Origin of the sequence: Curtobacterium sp. GC_Cur_3, assembly GCF_026544205.1 — a bacterium.
Taxonomy (GTDB): domain Bacteria; phylum Actinomycetota; class Actinomycetes; order Actinomycetales; family Microbacteriaceae; genus Curtobacterium.
In genome coordinates, this window is record NZ_JALNUI010000023.1 from 49,123 (window position 1) to 69,098 (window position 19,976).

Consider the following 19,976-nt stretch of genomic DNA (forward strand, 5'->3'; position numbering starts at 1 on the left):
GGTCAGGACGCCTTGAGCTCGTCGCTGACCAGGGTGTCGAGGATGCTCGTGCCGTCGACGGCGCCGAGGACGCGTGCGGCGACCCGGCCCTTCGTGTCGAGGACGATCGTCGCGGGGACGGCGTTCGGCGCGATCTGCCCGGACAGCGCGAGCTGCATGGTGCCCTTGTCCGCGTCGAGCACCGTCGGGTAGTCGACCTTGAAGGTGCGCTCGAACGCGGCGGCGGTGGCGGCCTGGTCACGGACGTTGACGCCGATGAACTGGACGTCCTGGTCGGCGTACTTCGCCTGGACCGTGCTGAGGTACTTCGCCTCGGCACGGCAGGGCGGGCAGCTGGCGTACCAGAAGTTCAGCACCACGACCTTGCCGCGCAGGGCCTTCGACGAGACGCGCTTGCCGTCGGAGTCCTTCGTGGAGAAGTCCACCGTGTCCTTGCGGTCCTTCGCGGAGACCTCGGTCACCGCGCCGTCGCCTGAGATGTAGTTCTGCGTGGTGCCGTTGCCGTACTGCTTCGCCAGGGTGTCGCCACCGCCGGAGCACCCGGTCAGGGCGAGGGCGGAGACGAGGGCCGTCGCACCGACCACGAGGAGACGCTTCCTGATGCTGCTGACGGTCACACTGCTCCTTCGTCGATCGCGGACGCGCGCAGTTCCAGCGCGGGGTCCGCGTACCCGACCTCGGTGAACCGACCGCTCGAGGTGGCGGGCACACGCTCGAGGGTGGTGATGCTCGACAGGTCACAACGGCGCTTGCGCGGGTCGTGCCACAGGGGCTCCCCCGCGAGTCGGCGGTGCACCATCCAGATCGGGAGCTGGTGGCTGACGAGGACGACGTCGCCGTCGTCGACGCTCTCCCAGGCGGTGGTGATCGCGGCGACCATGCGGTTCGCGATCGACTCGTAGGCCTCACCCCAGCTGGGACGCCAGGGGTTCGCGATCCAGGGCCACTCGGCCGGGCGACGGACCGAGCGCTTCGTGAACCCGGGCGGCTGGCCTTCGTACCGGTTCGTCGGTTCGATGAGCCGCTCGTCGAGGGCGACGTCGAGCCCGTACAGCTCGGACCACGGCGCCGCGGACTCCTGCGTGCGCTGGAGCGGCGAGGCCACGATCCGGCGGACGTCGACGCCCGCGGTCTTCCACGCGGTCGCGGACGCGGCAGCCATGCGGGCGCCGAGGTCGCTCAGTCCGAAGCCCGGGAGCCGTCCGTAGAGCACACGGTCCGGGTTGTGTACCTCGCCGTGTCGCACGAGGTGGATTCGGGTCGCGGGCATGGGTTCCAGTGTAGGTCGATCCACCGACCCCACTGCCCGCCCAGCGGATCCACGGCTTCGGGACCGTTCAGTCGAGGTGCCCGGAGAGCCTGCCGTGCAGCGCGACCGAGCCCGTGTTCAGGTTGACCACCTCGACGCTGGAGCCGTGCTTGGCGAACCGCTGCTCGATGCCGTCGAGGGCGGCGACCGTGCTCGCGTCGAACACGTGGGCCTCGGACATGTCGATCACGACGTGCTCCGGGTCGTCGGCGTAGGAGAAGCGCGTCACGAGGTCGTTCGACGACGCGAAGAACAGCGCCCCGCGCACCCGGTACCGGACGGTCCGGTCGTCGACGGGCTCCCGCACGACCTCAACCACGTGCGCGACCCGCCGGGCGAACACCAGGGCGGCGAGGACCACGCCCACCAGCACCCCGGTCGCGAGGTTGTCCGTGGCGACGACCACCAGCACCGTGATCACCATGACCGCCGTCTCACCGAGGGGCATCCGACGGAGCGTGCGCGGGCGGATGCTGTGCCAGTCGAACGTCGCCACGCAGACCATGAGCATCACCGCGGTGAGCGCCGCCATCGGGATCCGTGCGACGACGTCGTGCAGCACGATCGTGAGCACCAGCACGGAGGCGCCGGCCGCGAAGGTGGAGATCCGCGTGCGGGCACCGGCCGTCTTCGCGTTGATGACGGTCTGCCCGATCATCGCGCAGCCGCCGGTCCCGCCGAAGAACGCGGAGGCGATGTTCGCGACGCCCTGCCCCCACGACTCCCGCCACTTGCTCGACCCCGTGTCGGTGATCGCGTCGACGAGCTGCGCGGTGAGGAGGGTCTCGATGAGGCCGACGATCGCCATGCCGAACGCGTACGGCGCGATGGTCGTCAGGGTGTCGAAGGAGAGGGGCACGGTGATGCCGTTGAACCCGGGCAGTGCCGTCGGCAGCGCGCCCTCGTCGCCGACGGTCGGCACGGCGATGCTGAACACGACCGTGATGAGCGTGATGACGACCACCGCGATCAGCGGCGCGGGCACGGCCTTGGTCAGGAACGGGAAGGCGACGATGATGCCGACACCGAGGGCGGTGAGCGGCCACACGACGAGGGGGACGTCCGGTCCGAGCAGGTTCGGCAGCTGCGCGGTGAAGATCAGGATCGCCAGGGCGTTCACGAAGGCGACGTTGACGCTCCGCGGGATGAACCGCATCAGCCGTGCGACCCCGAGGAACCCGAGCAGGAGCTGCATCAGGCCGCCGAGCACGATCGTCGGGACGAGGTAGTCGATGCCGTGGTCACGGACGAGCGGGGCGATCACGAGCGCGACCGAGCCGGCGGCGGCCGAGACCATCGCCGGACGGCCGCCCACGATCGAGATCACCACGGCGATCACGACGCTGGAGAACAGCCCGACGGCCGGGTCGACGCCGGCGACGACGGAGAACGAGATGGCCTCGGGGATGAGGGCGAGCGCGGTGACGACCCCCGCGAGGACCTCGCGCGAGAGCAGCCGGGGCGAGCGGAGGGCCGAGAGGACGGTCGGGGCGTGCGCGGTGGTCGACATCACGGGCGACTCTACCGTCACGTGAGGGTAGAGTCAGACCCGCACGCGCCGGAGGAGGTCTGCCACCATGTCCGACGTGACCCAGACCATGCACATCGGCGAACTCGCCGAGCGCGCCGAGATGTCGCTCCGCACGATCCGGCACTACGACGAGGTCGGCCTGCTCGTGCCGAGCGCCCGCACCACCGGCGGCTTCCGCGTCTACACCGACGGCGACCTGGAGCGGCTGCTGGTGATCCGTCGGATGAAGCCCCTCGGGTTCTCACTCGAGGAGATGGGCGACCTGCTCAGCATCGTCGACGGGTTGCCGGGCGCCGACGCGGACGACACGGCCGCACGGGCAGCGCGCCTCGACGCCTTCCTCGAGGACGCCCGAGCCCGGCACGCGAAGCTCGTCGAGCGGGCGGGCATGGCCGAGGAGTTCATCGGCACGCTCGGCACCCTGCGCGCCACCCTCCCCTGACCAGCGCCGCCGGTCTCGCTGCACGATCGTGACGAACACCACGTCCTCATCGCGAGCGATCTGCATGTCGTACACCGCCTGGAACGCTCGGAGTCCGATCTCGTTCAGTGCCGCAGTCCCGATCGCCGCGACGACCGTCGCCACCGCCGCGGGCGGCCAGGCCGCGAGCACCTCGGTCCCCGCCGTCATGAGGACCTCCTCCCCTGCTCGCGACCCGGCCACGTCGAGAACGCTACGGAGCGCCCGGGTCGAGCCGAGCCTCCCGTCCGCATCGGTGGAGAACGACCGACGCGAGCCGACCTGTGGAGGGAAGCAATCCCGCGCACATGGACCGCCGCGCCCGTCCCGGTAGACTCGACGACCGTGATCGAACGCACCCGCATCAGCGACCTCGCAGCACTCCCCGACGGTCCCGTCTCCGTGGCCGGATGGGTCGAGACCGTCCGCGACCAGAAGAAGGTGCAGTTCGTCGTGCTCCGCGACGAGACCGGCGCCGTCCAGCTCGTCAACCCCGCCACGCGCGAAGCCGTCGAGGGCGACGACGCCTCGGCGACCGCGCTCGCCACGACGGAGTCGATCTCCGGTCTGGCGCACGGCTCCTTCATCCACGTGACCGGCACGCTCAAGCACGACGAGCGCGTCAAGCTCGGTGGCCTCGAGGTCAAGGTCGGCGAACTGACCGTCGTCAGCGCCGCCATCCCGGAGACGCCGATCGCGGACGACTCCTCGCTCGACAAGCGCCTCGACTGGCGCTTCCTCGACCTGCGCAACCGCAAGCAGAACCTGATCTTCCGCATCCAGACGACGCTGGAGCATGCCTTCCGCACCTACTGGGTCGAGCGCGACTACATCGAGATCCACACCCCGAAGCTGATGGCGTCGGCGTCCGAGTCGCGCGCGGAGCTCTTCCAGCTCGAGTACTTCGAGACGACCGCCTACCTGGCGCAGTCGCCGCAGAACTTCAAGCAGATGGCGCAGCCCGCTGGCTTCGGTGCCGTTTTCGAGATCGCCGACGCCTTCCGCGCTGACCCGTCGTTCACCTCGCGCCACGCGACCGAGTTCACGAGCGTCGACGCCGAGTTCTCGTGGATCGAGTCGCACGAGGACGTCATGGCGATGCACGAGGAGGTCCTCGTCGCGGGCATCACGGCCGTCAAGGAGAAGTACGGCGACGCGATCCAGGAGGTCTTCGGCTTCGAGCTGCAGGTCCCGTCCACGCCGTTCCCGCGCGTGACCCTGGCCGAGGCCCGCACGATCGTCGCCGAGAGCGGTCACGACGTCGTCCGCGCCGACGGCGACCTGGACCCCGAGGGCGAGCGCCGCGTGTCCGCCTGGGCCAAGGAGCACCACGGCTCCGAGTTCGTCTTCGTCACCGACTACGACGCCTCGATCCGGCCGTACTACCACATGCGCCACGCCGACGACCCGACGCTCACGAACAGCTACGACCTGCTGTTCAACGGCGCCGAGATCTCCACGGGCGCCCAGCGCGAGCACCGCGTCGACGTCCTCACCGCGCAGGCGGAGGAGAAGGGCCTCGACCCCGCCGAGCTCGGCTGGTACCTCGACTTCTTCCGGTACGGCGTGCCGCCGCACGGCGGGTTCGGCATGGGCCTGGCGCGCGTGCTGATGCTCATGCTCGGCGAGCCGTCGATCCGCGAGGTCACCTACCTGTTCCGCGGCCCGACGCGCCTCACCCCGTAGGCACCACGTCCCAGTGCACAGCGAACGCCGCCCCCGACACCGGGAGGCGGCGTTCGCTGTCTCGCGGACTACGCGTGACTGCCGGCGCGCTCCAGCGCTGCCGTGAGTCGAGCGGCGTCCACGCGCCAGTTGCTGTGCACCCGGCCGTCGATGAGCACGACGGGGATGTCCTCCGCGTACTCGAGCCGGAGTGCCTCGTCGTCGAGGATCGACCGCTCGGTCAGCGTCACGCCGGGGTGGGCGGCGACGACGGACTCGACGATCGGTCTGGCGTCGTCGCAGAGGTGGCATCCGGGCTTGGTGAGGAGCGTCACGGCTGGCATGGGTCCAGGGTAGACCGCCCGGGAAATGCGAAAGCCCCGGCGAACCGGGGCTTCTGCGGCAAGTCCTTCGACTTACTTCTTGTTGCGACGCTGGTGGCGCGTCTTGCGAAGGAGCTTGCGGTGCTTCTTCTTCGCCATGCGCTTGCGACGCTTCTTGATGACAGAACCCATGTGGACCTCGCTCGGACTGATGGTGATGTACGGACACCGGGCCGATGAAGCCGCGGAAAATCAACCTGCCCGATGCTACCGGAGCGCGACTGTGATGTCGAACGCGCCGACTCGCCGGGGCCGGGTGGCGCTAGCCGACGTCGGCGATCCCGCCGCGCAGGACCTCGGCGACGGCGGACTCCGGCACGCGGAAGGACCGGCCGAACCGGATCGCGGGGAGCTCCCCCGCGTGGACCATCCGGTACACGGTCATCTTCGAGACGCGCATCATCTCGGCGACCTCAGCGACGGTGAGGAAGCGGACGTCGTCGAAACTGCCGGCCATGGTCCGCCTTCGGTCGCTCGCGCTCTGATCTGGACGCGGGAGATTGGTGTGACCTGAGTGGTCACTGGCAACTGTAGGGGCGCGTGCGGTCCGTGTCCAGGCTGCCGGGTCAGTCCTGGTCGGGCCGTTTCGTGAAGCGCCGACGCGAGGTCTCCACGACCCGTTCCCAGCCCTGCTGCGCACCCGAGAACGCGGCGGTCGCGCGGTGCGAGGCCTCGGCCATGACCCGCCCGAGTTCGATGCCGACCTCCACCGTCGCCTTGCCCGCGACGCCGTTCCGCCGCACCGACACGGGCTGCCCGTCGGGCGTCCACGCGGTGGTGGCTGGGGTGCCGTCGGCGTCGACCGCGCCGGTGAACGGCATGACCCACTCCTCGATGTGCAGCAGCGGCTCCGGGTCGAGCCGGTAGAAGCGGTGCTGCCCCTCTTCTCGCGAGGTGACGAGGCCGATGTCCCGGAGCACGCGGAGGTGCTTGGAGACCGTCGGCTGGCTGACCCCGAGCTTCTCGACGAGCTGCCCGACGCTGAGCTCCCCCGCGGTGGCGTCGGAACCGTACGCGGCGAGCAGCGTCCCGAGGAGCTCCCGGCGCGTCGGGTCCGCGACCACGCTGAAGATGTCGGCCATGGGGAGAGGCTAACCGGCCGACCGCGGATGTACCATGCGATGCGTCCCGCCCATGTCCTCGGAGGCATACGATGCTCGATCGCACGGAGGCCCCGAAGGTCCCGCCGACCCCGAGTCGCAAGCGTCCGTCGCGCATCGGGACGGTCCTCCGCTCGTCGCCGTCACGCCTGGCGATCGTGGTCTTCGTCGCGTTGGTCTTCGTCTTCACGGCCCTGTTCATGACCCCGCTCGCGGCAGCCGACGGGCAGTCGACGCACTTCGCGGACGCGCTCTTCACCGCCGCGTCCGTCGTCTGCGTCACCGGGCTCGCCACCGTCGACATGGCGACGCACTGGTCGGTCTTCGGCAAGACGCTCGTCGTCATCGGCACGCAGATCGGCGCGGTCGGCGTGCTGACCTTCGCGTCGATCCTGGGCCTGTTCGTCACGCGGAAGCTCGGGCTGCGCGCCAAGCTCATGGCCGCCGGGGACTCGAACCCGCTCCGCACGCACCACGGCGCCGTGCCGGAGGGCCAGGCCGTGCGGCTCGGCGAGGTCGGCACGCTGCTCGCCACGGTCGCGGTGAGCACGCTGTCGATCGAGATCGTGCTCGGGCTGCTGCTCCTGCCGTCGGTGCTCCTCGCCGGGATGCCGTTCTGGACGGCGGTCGGCGACTCCTTCTACTACGCGGCGATGGCGTTCACGAACACCGGCTTCGCGCCGAACGCCAGCGGGCTCGACCCGTTCGCCCACGACTACTGGTTCCTGACCCTGCTGATGATCGGCGTCGTCGCTGGTTCGATCGGCTTCCCGGTCATCCGTGCCCTGACGAAGCAGCTCCGCACCCCGCGTCGGTGGCCGATCCACGTCAAGCTCACGCTCGCCACGAGCGCCGTCCTGCTCGTCGGCGGTGCGGTCGTCTACATCGCGCTCGAGGCCTCGAACCCGGCGACCTTCGGCCGCGAGGGCGCCGGACGCACCGCCTTCCAGGCCCTGTTCCTGTCGACGATGACCCGTTCGGGCGGCTTCTCCCTCGTCGACTTCGACCAGCTGAACGGGTCGAGCCTGCTCGTCACGGACATGCTCATGTTCATCGGCGGCGGTTCCGCGTCGACCGCCGGCGGCATCAAGGTCACGACCCTCGCGGTGCTCTTCCTGGCTGCGGTGGCCGAGGCCCGTGGGCGCCAGAGCATGGAGGCCTTCGGTCGCCGGATCCCGAGCGACGTGCTCCGCGTCGCGGTCGCCGTCGTGCTGTGGGGAGCGACCATCGTCGCCATCGCCACGGTCGTCCTGCTGCAGATCACGCACGAGTCGCTCGACCGCGTGCTGTTCGAGGTCATCTCGGCCTTCGCCACGTGCGGCCTGTCCTCCGGCGTCTCCGCCGACCTGCCGGAATCCGGCAAGTACGTGCTCGCCGCCACGATGTTCCTCGGCCGTGTCGGTACAGTGACCATCGCCGCAGCGCTGGCCGCCAGCCAGAGCCGGCAACTGTTCCGCCGTCCCGAGGAGAGGCCGATCGTTGGCTGACCGAACCCGCCCGCCGCACCCGCTCGGCGCCGTCAGCCACGACGCGCCGGTGCTCGTGATCGGCCTCGGCCGCTTCGGCGCCGCCACCGCCGGCCAGCTCGAGCGGCAGGACCGCGAGGTCCTGGTCGTCGACACCGACGCCGGCCTGGTCCAGAAGTGGTCGGACCGCGTCACGCACGCCGTGCAGGCCGACGCCACCGACATCGACGCCCTGCGGCAGATCGGTGCTGGCGACTTCCCGATCGCCGTCGTCGGCACCGGCAGCGACCTCGAGTCGAGCGTGCTCATCACCGCGAACCTCGTCGACCTCGGCATCCCGCAGATCTGGGCGAAGGCGATCAGCCGCTCGCACGGCACGATCCTGTCGCGCATCGGCGCCAACCACGTCGTCTACCCCGAGCGCGAGGCCGGCGAGCGCACCGCGCACCTGGTGTCCGGCCGGATGCTCGACTTCATCGAGTTCGACGACGACTTCGCCGTGGTCAAGATGTTCCCGCCCCGCACGGTGCGCGGGAAGGACCTGGCCACGACCGTCATCCGCACCCGGTTCGGCCTCACGGTCCTCGGCATCAAGCCGCCCGGCGAGCCGTTCGTGCCGGCGACGCCGGAGAGCGTGATCGGCGAGCACGACGTGATCATCGTGTCCGGCTCGACCTCGGCACTGGAGCGCTTCGCCGCCCTGGAGTGACCAGAGGGCGGACGGGAGGCTCGTGGCGGCGCCGCCACGAGCCTCCCCCCACCGGCACGGCCCGACCGCCGCTGGCGCGTCGGTCGGGAACCGGCGGCGTGGGCCCAGTCCGCCTCGCGTCTAGAGCTTCGACAGCTCCTCGGCACGCGCTATGGCCGCGTCCGCGGCGCGGCGGAGCGTCGCGGCGAGGTCGGCCTCCTGCAGGACGGCGACGGCGCGCTCGGTGGTGCCCTTCGGACTCGTGACCGCCCGGCGGAGGTCGGCCAGCGCACGACCGGAGCGCTCGAGGAGCTCGACCGCGCCGCGCATCGTGCCCTGCACCATCGTCTCGGCCTGCTCCGGCGTGAACCCGAGCGACTCGGCGGCCTGCTGCCACTGCTCGATGAGCAGGAACACGTAGGCGGGGCCGGAGCCGGACACCGCGGACAGGGCGTCGAGGCGGTCCTCGGGCACCTCGAGCACGGAGCCGGACACGTCGAACACGCTCGATGCCAGGGCGACGGCCGCGGCGTCGGCGGACGCGCCCCCGCTGACGCCGGTGACCCCGTGACCCACGCCGATCGGCGTGTTCGGCAGTGCGCGGACGACACGGACGGAGTCGGGCACACGACCCTCCATCGCTGCCGTCGTGACACCGACGGCGACGGACACCACGACGGCGCCGGGGTCGAGGTCCCCCGCGACCTCGTCGAGCAGGTCGCCGATCACGAACGGCTTCACGCCGAGCACCACCAGGCCTGCCCCGCGCACGGCGGCACGGTTCGCATCGGGGTCCGTGTCACTGGCACGGGCGTCGAGACCGCGCTCCCGGTGCGCCGCCGCGGACGCCTCGGACTTCGTCGTCAGGACCACCGTCTCCGGGGCGAGACCCGCGGCGAGGAGGCCGTCGAGGACCGCGCCGGACATGGAACCGACGCCGAGGAGGGCGGTGCGGGGCAGTTCGATCGTCATGGCCCGACCCTACCGAGCGGGCTGCCCGTAGGATCGAGCAGCAGGTTCGAGACAGGGGTCACAGTGAGCGCTTCCGGAGGCAACCGGGCCATCTTCGCCGCACTCGGTGCGAACGTCGGCATCGCGATCGTGAAGTTCATCGCCGCCGCGATCAGCGGGTCCGCGTCGATGCTCGCGGAGGGCGTGCACTCGCTCGCCGACTCCGCGAACCAGCTCCTGCTGCTGCTCGGCGGCCGACGCGCCCGACGGGCAGCGGACGAGGAACACCCCTTCGGCTACGGCCGCGAGCGGTACGTCTACGCCTTCGTCGTGTCGATCGTCCTGTTCTCGGTCGGTGGCGTGTTCTCGCTCTACGAGGGCATCGAGAAGTTCGCCGACCCGCACCCGCTCGACAACTGGTGGCTGCCGATGCTGGTGCTCCTCATCGCCATCGGGCTCGAGGGCTTCTCGCTCCGCACCGCGCTGAAGGAGGCGAAGCCGAACAAGGGCTCGCTCTCGTGGGTGCAGTACGTGCGCCGGGCCAAGGCGCCGGAGCTCCCCGTCGTGATGCTCGAGGACACCGCTGCCCTGGTCGGGCTCGTCTTCGCGTTCTTCGGCGTCGGCCTCACCGCCCTGACCGGCAACGGGGTGTTCGACGCGATCGGCACCGTGCTCATCGCCGTGCTGCTCATCGCCGTCGCGCTCGTGCTCGGCGTCGAGACGAAGAGCCTGCTCGTCGGCGAGGGTGCCAGCGCCGCGGACGTGACGGCGATCAAGGCGGCCGTGCTCGACGGCCCCGAGGTCGAGTCGATCATCCACATCAAGACCCTGTACCTCGGCCCGGACGAGCTCATGGTGGGCGTGAAGGTCGCGGTCGACGGCGACCGGCGCCTCGGGGACGTCGCCGCGGGCATCGACACCGTCGAGCAGCGGGTGCGTGCGGCCGTCCCGGTCGCCCGGGTCATCTACGTCGAACCCGACGTGCTCCGCACCGGGCCACGTCCGCCCACCGAGGCGATCGTGATCCGCGCGGCGGACTGAGCGGTCGCGGCGTCAGCGGCGCTCGGCGTCAGCGGTTCTCGCGCCGTCAGCGGTGCTCGCGCCGTCAGCGGCGCTCGCGGAAGAAGTCGTCCAGGAGCGCCGCGCACTGCTCCTCCAGCACCCCGGCCACGACTTCGCTCCGGTGCGGCAGTCGACGGTCACGCGCGATGTCGTAGACGCTGCCCGACGCCCCGGCCTTCGGGTCCCACGCGCCGAAGACCACCCGGGGCACCCGGGCCGCGAGGACCGCACCAGCGCACATCGGGCAGGGCTCGAGCGTGACGACGAGCGTGTGCCGGTCGAGGTGCCAGTCCCCCGTCGCGGCGGCTGCTGCTCGGAGCGCGAGGACCTCGGCGTGTGCGGTCGGGTCCTGCGTCGCCTCACGTTCGTTGCGACCGGTCGCCACCACGGCGCCGTGTTCGTCGAGCACCACGGCGCCGACGGGGACGTCCCCGGTGGCGAGGCACGCCCGGGCCTCCTCGAGCGCCCGTTCCATCGCCGCCACGTACGGACGGCCGGCGGGGTGCTCCACGGGTCCTCCTGGGGTTCCTCGGTGACGCCCGCGACCGCTGGTCGGCACGGGGCACGCTACGCTCGACCCTATGCGAGTCCACGTCGCCGACCACCCGCTCATCACGCACAAGCTCTCGGTGCTCCGCGACCGGACCACGCCTTCGCCCACGTTCCGGGCCCTGACCGAGGAGCTCGTCACGCTCCTCGCGTACGAGGCCACCCGGAACGTCCGCGTCACGGCCACGCCGATCTCGACCCCGGTCGCGCAGACCATGGGCGTCGCCATCGCGAAGCCACGCCCGCTCGTGGTGCCGATCCTCCGTGCGGGCCTCGGCATGCTCGAGGGCATGGTCAAGCTCGTCCCGACGGCGGAGGTCGGCTTCCTCGGCATGGCGCGCAACGAGGAGACCCTCGAGCCGCAGACCTACGCCGAGCGCCTGCCCGACGACCTGTCGAACCGCCAGTGCTTCGTGCTCGACCCGATGCTGGCCACCGGCGGCACCCTCGCGGCGGCGATCGACTTCCTGTTCGCCCGCGGGGCAGAGGACGTCACGTGCGTGTGCATCCTCGGGGCACCCGAGGGACTCAAGGCCGTCGAGGAAGCCGTCGGCGACCGTGACGTCACGATCGTGCTCGGCGCGCTCGACGAGCGACTCGACGAGAACGGGTACATCGTCCCCGGCCTCGGCGACGCCGGCGACCGCCTGTACGGTCTGGCCGAGTAACCGGACCGACCCGACCGCACCGTCCGGTCGGACGGTTGACATCGGGTTGGTATACCGCTGATACTCGTCTCCATGACTGCACTCGTGTCCACCCGCGTCCTCTCCGAGGCGTGCTCCTCCGCAGGGGCAGTGGGGACGACCGGCATGATGATGCCGGCGACGGCCGTCATGCGTTGTCGAATGTGTGCCTGACCGGTACCCGTTCCAGCCGGATCCCCCGCGACACCACCCCCGTCGCGAGCGCGTGATCCTCGGGTGACGACCACCGACGACGCGACACGTCCCGTCTCGAGGTCGTTCCCCCGCATCCCCGGCCAGCCCCGGTCCGCAGCAGGACCGCTGGGCCCGTGCACGTCCCGCCGTCCGGCGGACGCCACCCGGGACGACGCATTCGACACCGGCCGTACTGCGGGAGCAGTCGCGGCCACACCGCACGGAGAACCGCCATGTCGCTCATCATCACCCAGCCCCGGACCACCCTCCGCGCCGCAGCACCGGCGCCGATCGACCTCGGCACGGTGACGCCGATCCGCCCCCGTCGCGCCGTGGTCCAGCCGGAGCGCACCACCATCCCGACGAGCCCCGTCGTCGCCCCGCAGCGGAACCGCGCCCTGCCCGAGGGCACCGAGGCACGCGGCTTCGCGCTGTACGTCGGGATCGACGAGGAGAAGGCCGCCGCGGCCGGCACCACGCTCGCTGCCGTCGTCGAGCAGCTCAAGGCCCTCACCGCACAGCTGGTCCCCACCGCGGAGACCTACGCCGCCGTGGCCGTGGCCGCCGAGCACTCGGGGGGCCGCGACGTCGACGTCGTCCGACTCGCCCTGCAGGACCGATCGGCCGTCGCCGCGCGGAAGCAGGCCGAGAAGCCCGAGCCCGAGGAGACCGGCGTCGTCATCGACATCTCCCGCAAGCGCGTCACCCTCGACGGCGAGGCCGCCCCGCTGACGTTCAAGGAGTTCGAGCTGCTGCAGTTCCTCGTGCTCCGCGAGGGCCGCACCGTCGACCGCTCGGCCATCATCGAGGGGCTGTGGTCCGACGGTGAGGACGAGACCCCGAACGAGCGCACCATCGACGTGCACGTCCGACGTCTCCGCTCGAAGCTCGGCGCGTTCGAGGAGATCGTCCGCACGGTCCGCGGCGTCGGCTACCGCTTCGACCGCCACGCCGACGTCGCCGTCCGCTACGCCTCCACCCCGTCGCCCGACCTCTTCTGAGCACGGGGCGGTCCGTCGCGGCCGTCGGCCCTTTCCCCGCGCTGCTCCGAGGGAACTCGCAGGCAACGAACCGGATTGGCGCTGGCGCCCGTTACCGCTTCGTTATACAGTCGGTTCTGCAGTCGTTGTTTGCTGTGGCAGCGGCTGTGGAATGTGATTGCAGGACACTCTTGGTGCAAGGGAGAGGGCCGGTCGTCCCCAGGACGACCGGCCCTCGTGCGTTCCCCCGCCCGCGCCGCCGACGGGCCGGCGGCGGCGTGGCCGGCCAGTGTCCGATGCCGTCGGTAGTGTGGTGAGCCACCCGACCGAGAGGACCGCGACCGTGGACGACAAGTCGCTCGTGGACGAGCCGACACTCCTGGACTCCAGGACGCTCGGGCACGACAGGACCGTCGTCCCGGACCCCACCCGCAGCGAGAAGGCCGTCGCCGTCTCCGCGTGGGAAGCCCTCTTCCGGGCCCAGGTGTCGGTCATGCGGAACCTCAACAGCGAGTTCCCGGGGGACGAGATCTCCTTCAACGAGTACGACGTCTGCTTCAACCTCTCCACGCAGCCGGGCCGCCGCTGCCGGATGCGCGACCTCACCGGGCACCTCCTCCTGACACAGCCGAGCGTCAGCCGTCTGGTCGATCGCCTCGCCACCCGCGGCATCGTCGAGAAGCAGCCGGACCCGACCGATGCGCGCGGGGTCATCGTCGCCCTGACGCCACACGGGTTCGACGTCTACCGCGCCGTCGCCGTGCAGCACGCCACGAGCATCGCCGAGCAGCTGAGCGCCGGCCTCGACGACGCCGAGCTCCGGACGCTCACCGACCTCTGCACCAAGCTCCGCGTCGCCACCGGGGAGCTCCCGGCCGCACGACGCGGAGCCACGACCGACACCGCCTCCGCATGACGGGCGCTCTGGTCTGGCTGCGGGACGACCTGCGGCTCGCCGACAACCCGGCCCTCCGCGCGGGGACGGAGCACGGCGGTGCCCTGACCGTCGTCTACGTGCTCGACGACGAGAGCGCCGGCATCCGCCCGCTCGGCGCCGCCGCACGGTGGTGGCTGCACCACTCGCTGGCCTCGCTCGACGCCGACCTGCGTGAGCACGGATCGCGGCTCGTCCTGCGCCGGGGTGCCGCGGCTGACGTCATCGACCAGCTCGTCGCGGACACCGGCGCCGACGGGGTCTTCTGGAACCGTCGGTACGGTCCTGTCGAGCGCGACATCGACGCCGGCATCAAGGCCTCCCTGACCGACCGCGGCATCGAGGCCCACAGCTTCGCGGCCGCCCTGCTGTGGGAACCGTGGACGGTCCGCACCGGGCAGGGTGAGCCGTACAAGGTGTTCACCCCGTTCTGGCGGGCAGCCCAGGCACTGCCCGAACCGCGACACCCACTCCCCGAGCCGGACGAGCTGCCGTCCCCGTCGGACGCCGCCGGTGACGACCTCGCCGACTGGGCCCTGCTGCCGACCGCGCCGGACTGGGCGGGCGGACTCCGCGACGCCTGGACCCCGGGCGAACGCGGCGCGGCGAAGCTCCTCGAGGACTTCGTCGACAACGCGCTCGAGGACTACGACCAGCGCGACGAACCCGCGATGGCCGCGACGAGCGACCTCTCCCCGCACCTGCGCTGGGGCGAGATCAGCCCGTACCAGGTGTGGCACCGCCTGCACGGACGACTCGAGCCGCACCAGCGGCAGCAGGCACCGGCGTTCCTCCGACAGCTCGCCTGGCGCGAGTTCAACTGGAACGAGTACTTCCACTGCGAGCAGCTCGCCACCGTGAACGTCCGTCGGGAGTTCGACGCGTTCCCCTGGCGCGATGCCTCCGAGGACGAACTGCAGCGCTGGTACCAGGGCCGCACGGGCTTCGACCTGGTCGACGCCGGGATGCGGGAGCTCTGGAGCTCCGGTGCGATGCACAACCGGGTCCGCCTGGCCACGGCGAGCTTCCTCGTGAAGAACCTGCTCGTGGACTGGCGCATCGGCGAGCAGTGGTTCTGGGACACCCTCGTCGACGCCGACCCGGCGAACAACGCCGGGAACTGGCAGTGGGTCGCCGGCTCGGGGTTCGACGCGGCGCCGTACTTCCGCGTGTTCAACCCCGACCGACAGCTCGAGCGGTTCGACAAGCACCGCGAGTACGTCCGACGCTGGGTACCGGCCGACGAGGACCGCCCCGAGCCGATGGTCGACCTCAAGGCGACCCGCCAGCGCGCGCTCGACGCCTACGACCAGATGCGGCGATCGTGACGGCGACCGACCGGGCGACGTCGGGCGTGCCGGCTGACGTCCCTGCTCCGCTCGACCCCGCGGTCCTCCGGCAGATCGACGACCTGTTCCGCGAGCGGGTCGACCGCGGCACCACCCCGAGCTCGGTGTGGGGCGTGTTCGACGCCGACGGCCTCGTCGCCTCGGGTGGGCACGGCGACCGCGGTGACGGCCGGGCTCCCGACGCTGACACGGTCTACCGCATCGCGTCCTGCACGAAGAGCGTCACCGCGGCCACGCTGCTCTCCCTCGTCGCCGACGGCCGGGTGTCGCTCGACGCCCCGGTCACCGAGTTCGTCCCGGCGTTCGCCGAGGTCACGCTGCCGACGCCGGACTCCCCCGTGCCGACGCTGCGGATGCTCCTGACGATGTCCGCCGGGTTCCCGACCGACGACCCGTGGGGTGACCGTCAGGAGTCGATCTCCGACGCTCAACTCGACGACGTCCTGCGCGCCGGGCTCCTCTTCGACGCCGTCCCGGGGACGGGCTTCGCCTACTCGAACCTCGGTTACGCCCTGCTCGGGCGGGCGGTGTCCGTCGTCGCCGGCCGTCCGTTCACCGAGGTCGCCGCCGACGTCGTGCTCCGGCCGCTCGGTCTCGACGACACGGTCTTCGCCGAGCAGGACGCCCGCGGGTACGTCGTGACCGGCGTCCGCCCGCACCGCGGTGCCTTCGAACCACTGCCCCTGACCGGCCCGGGTGCGTTCTCCCCGATCGGCGGCCTGTACTCCACGGTGGCGGACCTGTCGCGATGGGCACGGCACCTCTCCTCGGCGTTCGCATCGATCCGGCGGCCGGGCACGACGGCCGAGGCAGGCCCGGTCTCCGCGGCCGACCGTCGGCTCATGCAGCAGGGCATGCGGCACATCCCGCGCGCGGCCGTCCCGGGCGCACGACGCCCGGTCGGCTACGGCTTCGGGTTGTTCGTCGAGCAGGACGACGACCACGGCGCGATCGTGTCGCACTCGGGCGGGTACCCGGGCTTCTCAGCGCACATGCGGTGGTCCGTGCGGGACGGCCTCGGTGTCGTCGCCTTCGAGAACGCGACCCAGGCGAAGGTCTCGATCGCAGCTGAGACCGCCCACGACCTGCTGCTGGCGACCACGACCCAGACGACCGCTCCGACGCCCGCGGTCCTCCCCGAGACCCGTGCCGCGCAGACTGCGGTGTCCCGACTGCTCGCGGACTGGGACGACGACCTGGCGGACTCGATCTGCACGCCGAACGTCGCGATGGACGTGCCGTACGACCGCCGCCGGCAGACCCTGGAGGACGCGGTCGCCCAGGTGGGTGCCGACCGCTCCGCTCCCCCGGTGCAGGAGCTGTCGAACACGCCGACGCACCTCCGCTGGTGGCTGCCCGGCACCTCGGGGCGGCTGCGCGTGGAGATCCGCCTGGCACCGCTGGCCGCCGGGCGCGTCCAGACACTCACCGTCACCGCCGAACCGGCCGAGCGCACGGCCTGACGAACGCTCAGCCGGACCAACGCACGGCCGGACGAACGCACGACAGCGCGAACGCACGGCCGGACGAACGCACGACAGGACGACGGCGGAGCTCAGACCGGCGGCCGCCCTCCCACGAACCCGAGGGCACGAGCCGCGACCCGGGTGCCCTCGCGGGTGGCGGCCCCGACCCGCACGGCATCGGTGGCCCAGGCGCGCAGGAAGCCGGCCGCGAACGCGTCGCCCGCCCCGATCGTGTCGACCACGGTCGCGGGCGTCGCGGGCACCGGCTGCGGCGTCCTGCCGGGTCGGGCGACGAGCACGCCCTCGTGGCCGAGCGTGACGAGGACGAGCGGCACGTGGCGGGCGAGTTCGGCGGCCGCCACGACTACGTCGGACGCACCGGTGAGCGCGAGGGCCTCGTCCTGTCCGGGCATCAGCACGTCGACCCCGGCGATCGCCGCGAGGAAGGCCGCACCCCCGATCGCGCGTACCACGGCGACGGACGACGGGTCGAGCGCCACCCGGGCACCCCCGGTGCGGGCCCGGTCGACGAGGGCGGCGATCCGCTCGGTGCCGCCGGACCCGAGCATCGCGGCACCGGTGAGGTGCACGACGTCCGCACGCTCGACGAGGTCGAGTGGGACGTCGTCGGCGCCGAGGAGCGCGCTGGCTCCGCCGTCCGACATGGACGTCCGGCCGACGCTGCTCCGCACCGACACGACGGCGCCCGTCGACGTCCTGGAGTCGTACCCGATCCTCGGGCGGACGCCGGCGTCCTCGAGCGCGCGCTCGTGCCGGTACACGTCGTCGACCCCGACCCGCCCGACCAGGTCGACCTCGGCGCCGAGCCACCCGAGCCACGTCGCCGCCGCACCGGCAGCGCCGGCGGGCCGGTGTCGGATCACGGCAGCAGGGTCGTGGTCACCCGTCGTCTGGGCGGTCGTCTGCACGAGCACGCCGTCGAGGACGTCCCCGACGACCAGGAAGCGTTTCCCGGCACCGCGACGTCGGCCACCGACCGACCGTCCGTGACCGGGTGCTGCGGCGGTGAGAGGCGGCACGGGGCGTTCGGGAGGCGGGGTCATCATCTCCACGATACGTGAATCCGAGAATTACTCCACTTCTGTTCGTACAGGCTGGGGCGCAGATGTCCAGCCGGGACCCAGTCCCCGCCGCGGACCGGACGAAAGACTGGTACATCACCGCTACCATGTGTGATGGTCGTACACCGGCGACCCGCCATCCACTGCTCCCGCGGAGACGCCCATGCCTCGCAAGCCCGACCCGACCCTGAAGCCGGCGATCGTCAGCAAGGTCGCGCAGCACCTGCAGGACACCAGGCTCGAGGACGTCTCCGTCCGCAGCCTCGGACGTGTCCTCGGCACCAGCGCGTACCCGATCGTCTACCACTTCGGTTCCCGCGACGCCCTCATCGCCGCCGTCGTCGAGCACCTCGCCGACGCCCCCGCCGGTCACACGCTCGACCCCGAGAGCGACGAGGACGGCCTCGCCGCGTACCTGGTCGCCGTCTTCGGTGGTCTCGACGACCCGGAACGCGCCCTCGCCGCGCGGTTGACCTTCGAACTCGGCTCCGTCGAGTCGCTCTGCGGCCGTGACCGCGAACGGTCCGTGCACCGCGCCGCGATGGACGCCGTCGCCGCCTGGTGCCGCGCGCACGACCGATGTGACGCCGAGGCGGCGCGCACCGCGCAGGGTGCTGTCCTCACGGCCCGCGGCATCCAGTGGGGAGCGGTCGTCGACCCGGACCGGACCGATGCGGACGCAGCGCTCCGCACCCTCGCCGCCGGCCTGGTGGCCCACACGGCGTTCGCGACGACCTGACCGTCGGGCCGCACCACGGACGGACGGGAGGCCCGGTGCCAGCTGGCACCGGGCCTCCCGTCCGTCGTCAGGTCAGGATCGTGACCCGCCGTTGGTGCGTCAGAGCGTGACGAAGCTCTGCGACTTCGCGTTCGCGAAGCGAGCGGCGACGTTCTCCCAGTCGACGATGTTCCACACGGCCTTGACGTAGTCCGCCTTGACGTTGAGGTAGTCGAGGTAGAAGGCGTGCTCCCACATGTCGAGCATGAAGATCGGGACGAGACCGAACGGGATGTTGCCCTGCTGGTCGAAGAGCTGGAACGTGGTCAGCTTCTGGCCGACGGTGTCCCAGGCCAGGACGGACCAGCCGGAGCCCTGGATGCCGTTCGCGACGGCGGCGAACTGCGCCTTGAACGTCTCGAAGGACCCGAAGAACTCGTCGATCGCCGCGGCGAGCTCGCCCTCGGGGACCTTGGTGTCCGGGCCGAGGTTGGTCCAGAAGATCGAGTGGTTCACGTGCCCACCGAGGTGGAACGCGAGGTCCTTCTCGAGCTTGTTGATCGCGCCGTAGTTGCCGGACTCGCGAGCCTCGCCGAGCTGCTGCAGGGCGGTGTTCGCACCGGTGACATAGGCCTGGTGGTGCTTGTCGTGGTGCAGCTGCATGATCTTGCCGCTGATGTGCGGCTCGAGTGCGGCGTAGTCGTACGGCAGCTCCGGCAGGGTGTACTCAGCCATGTGAGTTCCTTTCGATCAGTGGTTGGCGGATGGTGCTCCGCAGCTCACGAGAGCCGGGAACGATCGGTGAGGGAGTGGAATTCCCGGTTGTGGTAGACCAGCGGCTCGCCGCGCTCGGAGCCGAGCACGATGTCGAGCACCTCGGCGACGACGACGGTCGAGCTGCCGATGGGCGTGGTCGAGAGCGGGCGGCACCGGAGCGCCGAGGCCGCCGACGGCAGGTAGCGATCGCCCGAGGGCAGTGTTCCCCAGATCGGGTCGTCGGCCGCGGGGCTGCCGGTCGACGCGAACCGTCGGGCGAGGGCGACGCCGTGCGAGTCCATGAGGTGCACGACGAACAGCGGAGCGCCGAGGATCGTGCCGGCGGAGCCGGAGTTCGTGGAGAGGGAGAACACCAGGACGGGCGGGTCGATCGCCACGCTCGCGACGCTGGACGCGGTCAGGCCGGTCGGGCCGTCTGGTCCCTCGGCGGTGATCACGGCGACGCCGGCGGGGTGGCCACGGAAGGCGGACTTGTAGGCGTCGGCGATGGTGGTCGGGACGGCGTCCGCGGGGGTGGCTTCGGGCATGGGTGTCGTCGTTCGTTCCTCGTTCGGGTGCGGTGTGGCCGTGGTCCTCGTGGCCAGGTCCCAACGTATGACCTGAACCCTGGTTGAGGTCAACGATT

23 protein-coding genes are annotated in these 19,976 nt (G+C 71.3%); 11 read left to right on the forward strand and 12 right to left on the reverse strand.

All coding sequences use genetic code 11. From position 1 onward, the window contains the following. Window positions 1-2 precede the first annotated feature (2 nt). From OXR63_RS13095 to OXR63_RS13105, 3 genes are all read right to left on the reverse strand, one after another. On the reverse strand, window positions 3-617 hold the full coding sequence (locus tag OXR63_RS13095; protein ID WP_267423914.1) for a TlpA family protein disulfide reductase: 615 nt from the start codon (window positions 615-617) through the stop codon (window positions 3-5). Beyond that, entirely contained in the window at window positions 614-1,270 is a 657-nt protein-coding gene (locus OXR63_RS13100) for a histidine phosphatase family protein (RefSeq protein ID WP_267423916.1), read from the reverse strand. Before OXR63_RS13100 ends, OXR63_RS13095 begins: the two co-directional genes overlap by 4 nt. Before the next feature lie 67 nt (window positions 1,271-1,337). Continuing rightward, window positions 1,338-2,819 (reverse strand): SulP family inorganic anion transporter, encoded by a 1,482-nt coding sequence (locus tag OXR63_RS13105; protein ID WP_267423917.1) that lies wholly within the window; start codon window positions 2,817-2,819, stop codon window positions 1,338-1,340. A gap of 67 nt (window positions 2,820-2,886) precedes the next feature. On the opposite strand from OXR63_RS13105, the gene OXR63_RS13110 reads away from it, so the two are divergent. Both OXR63_RS13110 and aspS read left to right on the forward strand, forming a co-directional pair. After that, window positions 2,887-3,282, forward strand: coding sequence for a MerR family transcriptional regulator (locus tag OXR63_RS13110; RefSeq protein ID WP_267423919.1), 396 nt, complete (start codon window positions 2,887-2,889; stop codon window positions 3,280-3,282). 363 nt (window positions 3,283-3,645) lie between these two features. After that, window positions 3,646-4,986 carry an aspartate--tRNA(Asn) ligase gene (gene aspS / locus OXR63_RS13115; RefSeq protein ID WP_267423920.1) on the forward strand — a complete coding sequence of 447 codons (1,341 nt, stop codon included), beginning with the start codon at window positions 3,646-3,648 and terminating at the stop codon, window positions 4,984-4,986. A 68-nt stretch (window positions 4,987-5,054) separates the two neighbouring features. Here the strand turns inward: aspS and OXR63_RS13120 are convergent, their stop codons facing one another. The 4 genes from OXR63_RS13120 to OXR63_RS13135 form a co-directional block, all read right to left on the reverse strand. After that, window positions 5,055-5,309 carry a glutaredoxin family protein gene (locus OXR63_RS13120; RefSeq protein WP_267423921.1) on the reverse strand — a complete coding sequence of 85 codons (255 nt, stop codon included), beginning with the start codon at window positions 5,307-5,309 and terminating at the stop codon, window positions 5,055-5,057. Window positions 5,310-5,381: 72 nt separating this feature from the next. Further along, a complete protein-coding gene (locus OXR63_RS13125; RefSeq protein WP_003792170.1) occupies window positions 5,382-5,480 on the reverse strand; it encodes a 30S ribosomal protein bS22 in 99 nt (32 codons plus the stop codon). 130 nt (window positions 5,481-5,610) lie between these two features. Beyond that, a complete protein-coding gene (locus OXR63_RS13130) occupies window positions 5,611-5,805 on the reverse strand; it encodes a helix-turn-helix domain-containing protein (RefSeq protein ID WP_071270101.1) in 195 nt (64 codons plus the stop codon). Between the two features lie 109 nt (window positions 5,806-5,914). Continuing rightward, window positions 5,915-6,430, reverse strand: a complete 516-nt coding sequence (locus OXR63_RS13135) for an ArsR/SmtB family transcription factor (protein WP_267423953.1) — start codon at window positions 6,428-6,430, stop codon at window positions 5,915-5,917. A gap of 71 nt (window positions 6,431-6,501) precedes the next feature. Between OXR63_RS13135 and OXR63_RS13140 the strand changes: the two genes are divergently transcribed. Then, entirely contained in the window at window positions 6,502-7,935 is a 1,434-nt protein-coding gene (locus OXR63_RS13140) for a TrkH family potassium uptake protein (RefSeq protein ID WP_267423955.1), read from the forward strand. After that, the gene (locus tag OXR63_RS13145; RefSeq protein WP_267423957.1) at window positions 7,928-8,623 is read left to right on the forward strand and encodes a potassium channel family protein; all 696 of its coding nucleotides are present in this window, start codon (window positions 7,928-7,930) and stop codon (window positions 8,621-8,623) included. The genes OXR63_RS13140 and OXR63_RS13145 overlap by 8 nt, the downstream gene beginning before the upstream one ends. Window positions 8,624-8,743: 120 nt before the next feature. Here OXR63_RS13145 and proC read toward each other — a convergent pair whose 3' ends face one another. Further along, complete coding sequence (proC, locus tag OXR63_RS13150; RefSeq protein WP_267423958.1) at window positions 8,744-9,574, reverse strand: pyrroline-5-carboxylate reductase; 831 nt, start codon at window positions 9,572-9,574, stop codon at window positions 8,744-8,746. A gap of 63 nt (window positions 9,575-9,637) precedes the next feature. Between proC and OXR63_RS13155 the strand changes: the two genes are divergently transcribed. Further along, window positions 9,638-10,594: a cation diffusion facilitator family transporter gene (locus OXR63_RS13155; RefSeq protein WP_267423959.1), complete on the forward strand. Its 957-nt coding sequence runs from the start codon at window positions 9,638-9,640 to the stop codon at window positions 10,592-10,594. 64 nt (window positions 10,595-10,658) lie between these two features. Here OXR63_RS13155 and OXR63_RS13160 read toward each other — a convergent pair whose 3' ends face one another. Then, window positions 10,659-11,090, reverse strand: coding sequence for a nucleoside deaminase (locus OXR63_RS13160; RefSeq protein ID WP_267423982.1), 432 nt, complete (start codon window positions 11,088-11,090; stop codon window positions 10,659-10,661). 106 nt (window positions 11,091-11,196) lie between these two features. Between OXR63_RS13160 and upp the strand changes: the two genes are divergently transcribed. From upp to OXR63_RS13185, 5 genes are all read left to right on the forward strand, one after another. After that, a complete protein-coding gene (gene upp / locus OXR63_RS13165) occupies window positions 11,197-11,832 on the forward strand; it encodes a uracil phosphoribosyltransferase (protein ID WP_194662279.1) in 636 nt (211 codons plus the stop codon). A 446-nt stretch (window positions 11,833-12,278) separates the two neighbouring features. Then, on the forward strand, window positions 12,279-13,046 hold the full coding sequence (locus OXR63_RS13170) for a winged helix-turn-helix domain-containing protein (RefSeq protein ID WP_267423962.1): 768 nt from the start codon (window positions 12,279-12,281) through the stop codon (window positions 13,044-13,046). 322 nt (window positions 13,047-13,368) lie between these two features. Then, the gene (locus OXR63_RS13175; protein ID WP_308202122.1) at window positions 13,369-13,941 is read left to right on the forward strand and encodes a MarR family winged helix-turn-helix transcriptional regulator; all 573 of its coding nucleotides are present in this window, start codon (window positions 13,369-13,371) and stop codon (window positions 13,939-13,941) included. Continuing rightward, complete coding sequence (locus OXR63_RS13180) at window positions 13,938-15,287, forward strand: cryptochrome/photolyase family protein (RefSeq protein ID WP_267423964.1); 1,350 nt, start codon at window positions 13,938-13,940, stop codon at window positions 15,285-15,287. Before OXR63_RS13175 ends, OXR63_RS13180 begins: the two co-directional genes overlap by 4 nt. Beyond that, complete coding sequence (locus OXR63_RS13185; RefSeq protein WP_267423966.1) at window positions 15,284-16,771, forward strand: serine hydrolase domain-containing protein; 1,488 nt, start codon at window positions 15,284-15,286, stop codon at window positions 16,769-16,771. Before OXR63_RS13180 ends, OXR63_RS13185 begins: the two co-directional genes overlap by 4 nt. A 92-nt stretch (window positions 16,772-16,863) precedes the next feature. Here OXR63_RS13185 and OXR63_RS13190 read toward each other — a convergent pair whose 3' ends face one another. After that, window positions 16,864-17,838 carry a carbohydrate kinase family protein gene (locus OXR63_RS13190; RefSeq protein WP_267423968.1) on the reverse strand — a complete coding sequence of 325 codons (975 nt, stop codon included), beginning with the start codon at window positions 17,836-17,838 and terminating at the stop codon, window positions 16,864-16,866. A gap of 181 nt (window positions 17,839-18,019) precedes the next feature. On the opposite strand from OXR63_RS13190, the gene OXR63_RS13195 reads away from it, so the two are divergent. Continuing rightward, window positions 18,020-18,595 (forward strand): hypothetical protein, encoded by a 576-nt coding sequence (locus OXR63_RS13195; RefSeq protein WP_267423970.1) that lies wholly within the window; start codon window positions 18,020-18,022, stop codon window positions 18,593-18,595. A 99-nt stretch (window positions 18,596-18,694) separates the two neighbouring features. Here OXR63_RS13195 and OXR63_RS13200 read toward each other — a convergent pair whose 3' ends face one another. Together OXR63_RS13200 and OXR63_RS13205 are read right to left on the reverse strand one after the other, a co-directional pair. Continuing rightward, a complete protein-coding gene (locus OXR63_RS13200; protein ID WP_267423972.1) occupies window positions 18,695-19,309 on the reverse strand; it encodes a superoxide dismutase in 615 nt (204 codons plus the stop codon). A 44-nt stretch (window positions 19,310-19,353) separates the two neighbouring features. Continuing rightward, window positions 19,354-19,878 (reverse strand): flavin reductase family protein, encoded by a 525-nt coding sequence (locus OXR63_RS13205; protein WP_071270001.1) that lies wholly within the window; start codon window positions 19,876-19,878, stop codon window positions 19,354-19,356. Window positions 19,879-19,976 lie beyond the last annotated feature (98 nt).